5 protein-coding genes are annotated in these 6,101 nt (G+C 72.6%); 2 read left to right on the forward strand and 3 right to left on the reverse strand.

The window, feature by feature from the left end; genetic code table 11:
- Nucleotides 1–3 precede the first annotated feature (3 nt).
- A complete protein-coding gene (locus tag ACPYN7_RS14320) occupies nt 4–549 on the reverse strand; it encodes a GNAT family N-acetyltransferase (protein WP_058873262.1) in 546 nt (181 codons plus the stop codon).
- 56 nt (nt 550–605) lie between these two features.
- Nucleotides 606–1,385: an NYN domain-containing protein gene (locus tag ACPYN7_RS14325; RefSeq protein WP_058873201.1), complete on the reverse strand. Its 780-nt coding sequence runs from the start codon at nt 1,383–1,385 to the stop codon at nt 606–608.
- A gap of 160 nt (nt 1,386–1,545) precedes the next feature.
- Between ACPYN7_RS14325 and ACPYN7_RS14330 the strand changes: the two genes are divergently transcribed.
- Both ACPYN7_RS14330 and ACPYN7_RS14335 read left to right on the forward strand, forming a co-directional pair.
- Nucleotides 1,546–3,681 (forward strand): 3-hydroxyacyl-CoA dehydrogenase NAD-binding domain-containing protein, encoded by a 2,136-nt coding sequence (locus ACPYN7_RS14330; RefSeq protein WP_424348095.1) that lies wholly within the window; start codon nt 1,546–1,548, stop codon nt 3,679–3,681.
- Between the two features lie 46 nt (nt 3,682–3,727).
- Nucleotides 3,728–4,966 (forward strand): acyl-CoA dehydrogenase family protein, encoded by a 1,239-nt coding sequence (locus tag ACPYN7_RS14335; RefSeq protein ID WP_368827755.1) that lies wholly within the window; start codon nt 3,728–3,730, stop codon nt 4,964–4,966.
- Nucleotides 4,967–5,102: 136 nt separating this feature from the next.
- Here ACPYN7_RS14335 and ACPYN7_RS14340 read toward each other — a convergent pair whose 3' ends face one another.
- Nucleotides 5,103–5,441: a hypothetical protein gene (locus ACPYN7_RS14340; RefSeq protein WP_368827756.1), complete on the reverse strand. Its 339-nt coding sequence runs from the start codon at nt 5,439–5,441 to the stop codon at nt 5,103–5,105.
- Between the last annotated feature and the right edge of the window lie 660 nt (nt 5,442–6,101).

Genomic DNA, 6,101 nt, shown 5'->3' on the forward strand with positions numbered 1-6,101 from the left:
GGCTCAGACCTCGTCGGCGAGGATCGCGTAGATCAGCTCGTCGCGCCACTCGCCCAGCTGGTGGTGGCTCTCGCGCAGGGTCGCCTCCAGGCGCATGCCGATGCGCTCGCAGACCTTGGCGGAGCTCACGTTGAGGGCGTCCAGGCTCGCGCAGACCCGGTGCGCCCCCAGCTCGGCGAACGCGAACTCGATCGCGGCGCGGGCGGCCTCGGAGGCGATGCCCCGGCCCGCGTGGTCGGGATGGACCACCCAGCCGATCTCGACCTGCGCGGCGGCGGCGTCCGTGAGGGTCAGCACGACCTCGCCCGCCAGCTCCCGTGAACCCTTCGGGGAGACGGCGAAGCGGACGTGGTCGCCGTCCCGGCTCCAGGGGCGCATGCCGCTGTTCTCGGCCAGCGCGCGCTCGCACTCCTCGCGCGTGCGCGGGCCGCGCCACGCGTACTGCGCGTAGTCCTCGCGGCTCTGGTAGGAGTGCATGGGGTCGAGGTCCGCGGCGTCGAAGCGGCGGAACGCGAGGCGTTCGGTCTCTGGGGGCAGCACGTCGATCATCACCGGCCAGCGTATCCGGCGCACGGGCCGGAGAGCACGCCCGGTGCGCCGCGGACTCACGGGCGGTGCAGCCGGAGGCCGCACCCCTCTTCCACGAACTTCGCCAGACTGCGGTAGCCGAAGTCGGTGTAGCTCCGGTGCGGCATCGTCCGGCGCAGGAGGACCCCCAGACGCGAGCCGTGGACGGCCCCGTCGACGAGCACCGCGGGATTCTCGGCGACGAGCCGCATGGCGGCGCTCCGGTACTCCTGGAGCCCGGCCGGGGCCACCGGTGGAGGCTGCGGCGCGGGGACCTCCACCGGCGCCACGGTCCTCGCCGGGGCGGTCACCGGCTCCGCGAGCTCGACGACGTGGTGGTGGTCGACGACGGAGCGCAGGAGCGGGCTGACGCCGCCGGCGTTGCGCCCCGTGGTGGTCACCAGGACGACGTGCTTGCCCAGCGAGTGCAGCCGCCGTACCAGGGGGACGAACCCGGCGTCCCCCGTGGCCAGGACGAAGACCCCCACCCAGGGACAGTCGCTGGCGATCCGCAGCGCGTCCACTACCATCTCCATGTCGGCGGCGTTCTTGATCCCCTGGCCGAAGGAAAACACCTGCACGGGTTCGACGCCGCTCTCCAGCATCGTGCGGCGGTAGGCGCCCATCTCGGGCCGGCTCCAGTCCGAGTAGGCGCGGGCCGAGGCGACCAGACCGCCGAGGCCGTTGCGGCGCACGAACTCGCCCGAGCCCCGGACGATCTCGCGCACGGGTGCGGACCTCACGTCCTGGTGGTGTCCGCCGAAGAGGTTCTCCAGATCCAGGAGGACGGCGACGTCGCGGCGGAGGGGGGTGGGCATGGGGATCCTCGTTCTTCTCGTGCTGCCATGAGCATACCCAGACGTTCACCAAAGCAACCGACCGCGACCTGTACAAACCACTGTGAGACTCAATCCCTTGACCTGAGACTGAGTATCAGTCAGAGTGGTGGCGATCACATCGTTCGTCAGGAGTCCGCCCATGGCACCCGCCGCGCCCGCCCCGTCCTTCCCCTCCACCGTCACGGTGGACGTCGAGCAGCTGGTCCTGCCCGGCCGGTCCGTCCCCGTCGCCCTCGTGCGGCTGGACTCCACCCCGCCGGGCGGACTGATCATCTGGGGCTCCACGGCCCTGGAGCAGCTCCGGGACGTCCTGGGCTCCATCGACCAGTCGGCGGTCGAGGCGATCGTGGTCACCGGCAACGCCCGGTCCTTCGGCGCGGGGGCCAACCTCAAGGAGATCCGCCACGCCCAGCTCAGCGGCGTCTCCGACCGGTACGTGGGACTCGGCCACGAGGCCTTCGGCGTCCTGGCCGACGCGAGCGTGCCCACGTTCTCCCTGCTCACGGGGCAGGCCCTGGGCGGAGGGCTCGAGCTCGCCCTGCACACGGACTACCGCGCCGCCCATCCGCGCACCGGTCCGCTCGGGCTGCCGGAGTGCCGGCTCGGCTTCTTCCCGGGCTGGGGCGGCGTGCACCTGCTCCCGCACCTGATCGGCCCGGCCGCGGCGCTGCGCGTCATCGTGTTCGACTCCCTGCGGGGCCGGAACGCCAAGGCGGCGGAGGCCTTCGAACTGGGCCTCGTGGACGTCGTGCTCGACGCGGCTCCGGGGACCGGGGAGTGGGACTCCGCCTGGCAGGGGTGGGTCGCCGGCACGCTCGCCGCGCTCGACGCGGGCGAGCCCCGCCGCCGTGCGGGCACCCCCGGCGGCACCGGCGAGCAGGAGTGGCACGAGGCCGTGGAGCAGGCCCGGGTCCGCGCCGAGCGCATCTGGCACGGCGCGGCCCCGGCCCCGCTCGTGGCGATCGACCTGGTGGCCGCGGCCCGCACCGAGACCCGCACCGAGAACGGGGCGAAGGCCGTGGCCGCCTTCGCCGAGCTGGTCCGCGGGGACGTGGCGAAGGCCTCCCTCTACGCGTTCGAGCTCGTCTCGGCACGGTCCCGGCAGGCCGCGGACGTGCCCGCGGCGGACCCCGTGCCCCTGCGCAAGGCCGCGGTGATCGGCGCCGGCCTGATGGCCGGCCAGCTCGCCTCGCTCATCGCGAGCGGAGCCCGGATCCCCGTGGTCATGACCGACCTCGACGACGAACGGCTCGCCGCCGGCGTGGCCCGCACCCGGGAGCGCTTCGCCGCCCAGGCGGCCAGGGGCAGGATCAGCGCGGAGCAGGCCGAGCAGCTGTCCGCCCTCGTCACGGGGGCGAGCGGGCCGGAGGACCTCGCCGACGCGGACTTCGTGATCGAGGCCGTCTTCGAGGACCTCGACGTGAAGAAGAAGGTCTTCGCCCAGTGGGAGGAGGTCGTCCGGCCGGACGCGATCCTCGCGACGAACACGAGCTCCCTGTCCGTCACCGCCATGGCGGAGGACCTCCGGCACCCCGAGCGGGTGGTCGGCTTCCACGTCTTCAACCCCGTGGAGGTCACCCCGCTCCTGGAGATCGTCGCCGGGCGGCGGACCGGTGACACGGCCCTCGCGACCGCCTTCGAGCTCGCCGCGGTGCTGCGCCGCACGGCGGTGCGCGTCCAGGACGCCCCGGGCTTCGTGGTCAACCGGGTGCTGACCCGGCTGTTCGACGTGGTCGTCCAGGCGATCGACGCGGGCACGGACGTGGCGGCCGCCGACCACGCCCCCGATCCGATGGGCCTGCCCATGACCCCGCTGCGGCTGCTCGACTTCGTGGGCCCGGCCGTGCTGCACCACGTGGACGAGACCATGCACCGGGCCTATCCCGAGCGCTTCGCGCGGTCCCCGTGGATGGATGCAGTGGTCGAGGCGGGCCTGACCCACGTGCTGCCCACCGAGCAGGCCCCGGAGACGGGCGCGGACGGCTACCTCGCGGCGGACGCCGCCCGGCTGCTCGAGCGGACCCGGACGCGGCGTCCCGCCGGCGCCCCGGGCGCTCCGGCCTCGCCGGAGGAGCTGCTCGTGCGGATCCAGGACGCCCTGGCCGAGGAGATCGGCGCCATGCTGGCCGAGGGCGTCGTCGCCGGGCCCGAGGACGTGGACCTGTGCATGGTCCTCGGCGCCAACTACCCCTTCCACCTGGGCGGGATCACCCCGTACCTCGACCGCACGGGCGCCTCCGAGCGCGTCCTCGGCCGGCCCTTCCACGGGCGCTGAGCCCGACCCCGACGTCCTGCCCGCACACCGAACGAAGGATCCTTCCATGACCGCCACCCCCGAGACCGGCGCGAACCTGTTCCCCGCCGGCACCGTGGAGCCCGACTACGTCCTCGACGAGGCCCTCGACACCGATGTCGCCGGGGCCTTCGACGCGGTCTCCGACACCGACCGGGAGCACTGGATGCGCGCCCGCCGGTTCGTCCAGGAGGACCTCCTGCCCGTCATCGGCGAGCACTGGGACCGCTCGGAGTACTCCCTCGACCTCGTCCGCAGGCTCGGGGAGCTCGACCTGCTGCGCGATGGCGTGGCCGTCGACGGCTACGCGGAGATGTCCAAGACCGCCGCGGGCCTGGTCAGCATGGAGCTCTCCCGGGGCGACGGGTCCATCGCGACCGTCTCCGGCGTCCAGGGCGGGCTCGCGATGCGCTCGATCGCGATGTGCGGCTCCGAGGAGCAGCGCCGGCGCTGGCTCCCGCGGATGGCCACGGGCGAGCTCCTCGGCGCGTTCGCCCTCACGGAGCCCACCCACGGCTCGGACTCGGTGAGCCTCGAGACCCGGGCCACCCCGGTGGACGGCGGCTGGGTGCTCAACGGCGAGAAGAAGTGGATCGGCAACGGCTCGATGGGCGGGATCACCGTGGTGTGGGCCCGCTCCGACGAGGACGGCCAGGTCCGCGGCTTCGTGGTCCCGCAGGAGAGCGAGGGCTACACCGGCACGACCATCCGCGGGAAGCTCGCCCTACGCGCCATCCACCAGGCGCACCTGCGGTTCGACGGCGTCTTCGTGCCCGAGGAGAACGCACTGCCGGCGGCACGGTCCTTCAAGAACACCGCCGACGTCCTGTTCGCCACCCGGATCAGCGTGGCCTGGGGCGCGGTGGGCCACGCCCAGGCCTGCTACGAGACCGCGGTGCAGTACGCCAAGCAGCGCGTGCAGTTCGGCCGGCCGCTGGCCGCCTCGCAGATCGTCCAGGAGCGCCTGGCCCGGATGCTCAGCGAGCTGACCCAGATCCAGCTTCTCGTGGCGCGGATGACCGAGCGGGAGGAGGCCGGGAAGCTCACCGCCGAGCAGGCGTCGCTGGCGAAGTACACCTCCACGCGCACCGCCCGCTCGATCGCGGCCAACGCCCGGGACCTCCTGGGCGGCAACGGCATCCTGATCGAGAACCGCGTGGCCCGTCACTTCGCCGACATCGAGGCCCTGCACACCTACGAGGGCACCGAGACGGTGCAGGCCCTGATCGTCGGGCGCAGCATCACCGGCATCTCCGCCTTCGCCTGAGCTCCCGCGACCCCGACCGGCCCGATGCCCGACCCTCCGCTGCGGGGGGCGTCGCTGCGGGGGGCGTCCCGGGCCCCGGAACGACGACGGCGCCCCTGCCGGCAGGGGCGCCGTCGTGCTCTTCCCGGGGGGACGCTCAGAGGTCCGCGCCGCCGTGGAAGGAGTCGTTGCTCGGGTCGATCTCGTCCTCGAACGCGGGGTCCTCGGGAACGTCGAGGTCCGCAATCGCCTCGCCCATGGCGGGCTCCTCGGGCGGGACCTGCTCGTCCCCCGCCTCGTAGCGGCCCTCCGCCGTCTCGTCCCGGAGCTCCTGCTCCGAGGGGACCTCGGGGTGCTCGGGGTCCACGCGCTCGTCCGGCACGCCGGCCTCCGCGTCCTCGACCAGCGGATCCTCGCGCCAGTGCTCGGGATCGACCTCGGCGGCGCCCTCGTAGGTGTCGGGGGTCTCCGGCAGCTCTTCCGGTGAGGTGCTCATCTGCTGTCCTTTCGGGTCGGGGCATCGGTGTTCCATCAGCCTACGCACTGCCGCCCCCGCCGCTCCTGCCGCCCCCGCCGCTCCTGCCGCCCCCGCCGCTCCTGCCGCCCCCGCCGCTCCTGCCGCCCTCTCCCGTCCGCCCCGAAGCCGGGTGCCCGCCCGGTCCCGCACGGGTTTTGACGGCCCTCCGGGGCGTGTGTAATGTATTTCGAGTCGCCGCAAGGGACGCGAGAGATCGCCCCGGACGGCAACGCCGAATCCGGCGGACCGACCTCCTCGAACCACCCGACCGATCACCGCTGCGCGGTGGCCGGCCGCTTGTGGGCCGGGAACGGGTCCGGTACGCTGGTGGAGCTGTTTCGGGCAGTGACGGGAAACCGTCGCGGTCCACGGCGCCGAATCCGGCAGATCCACGAACTCTCCATTCTGAAGAGCCAGCACCGTTGAACGGTGGAAAAGCGATTTGGGAAAGCGGAGAAGATGCGGATAAGCTGAGGAGGTCGCCGAGGGGAAAGCGAGAGATCGCAAGAACCGCAGCGAAAAAGAATTCCAACACGGTTTCCGGGTGTGGTGCCTGGTTGCTGGTCTGTTGTTTGAGAACTCAATAGTGTGCCATGTTTGTTGATACCGAATGTTTTTTCGGTTGATGGGTTGTTGCTG

It is taken from the genome of Kocuria sp. CH-021 (genome assembly GCF_049716185.1).
Classification (GTDB): Bacteria; Actinomycetota; Actinomycetes; order Actinomycetales; family Micrococcaceae; genus Kocuria; species Kocuria cellulosilytica.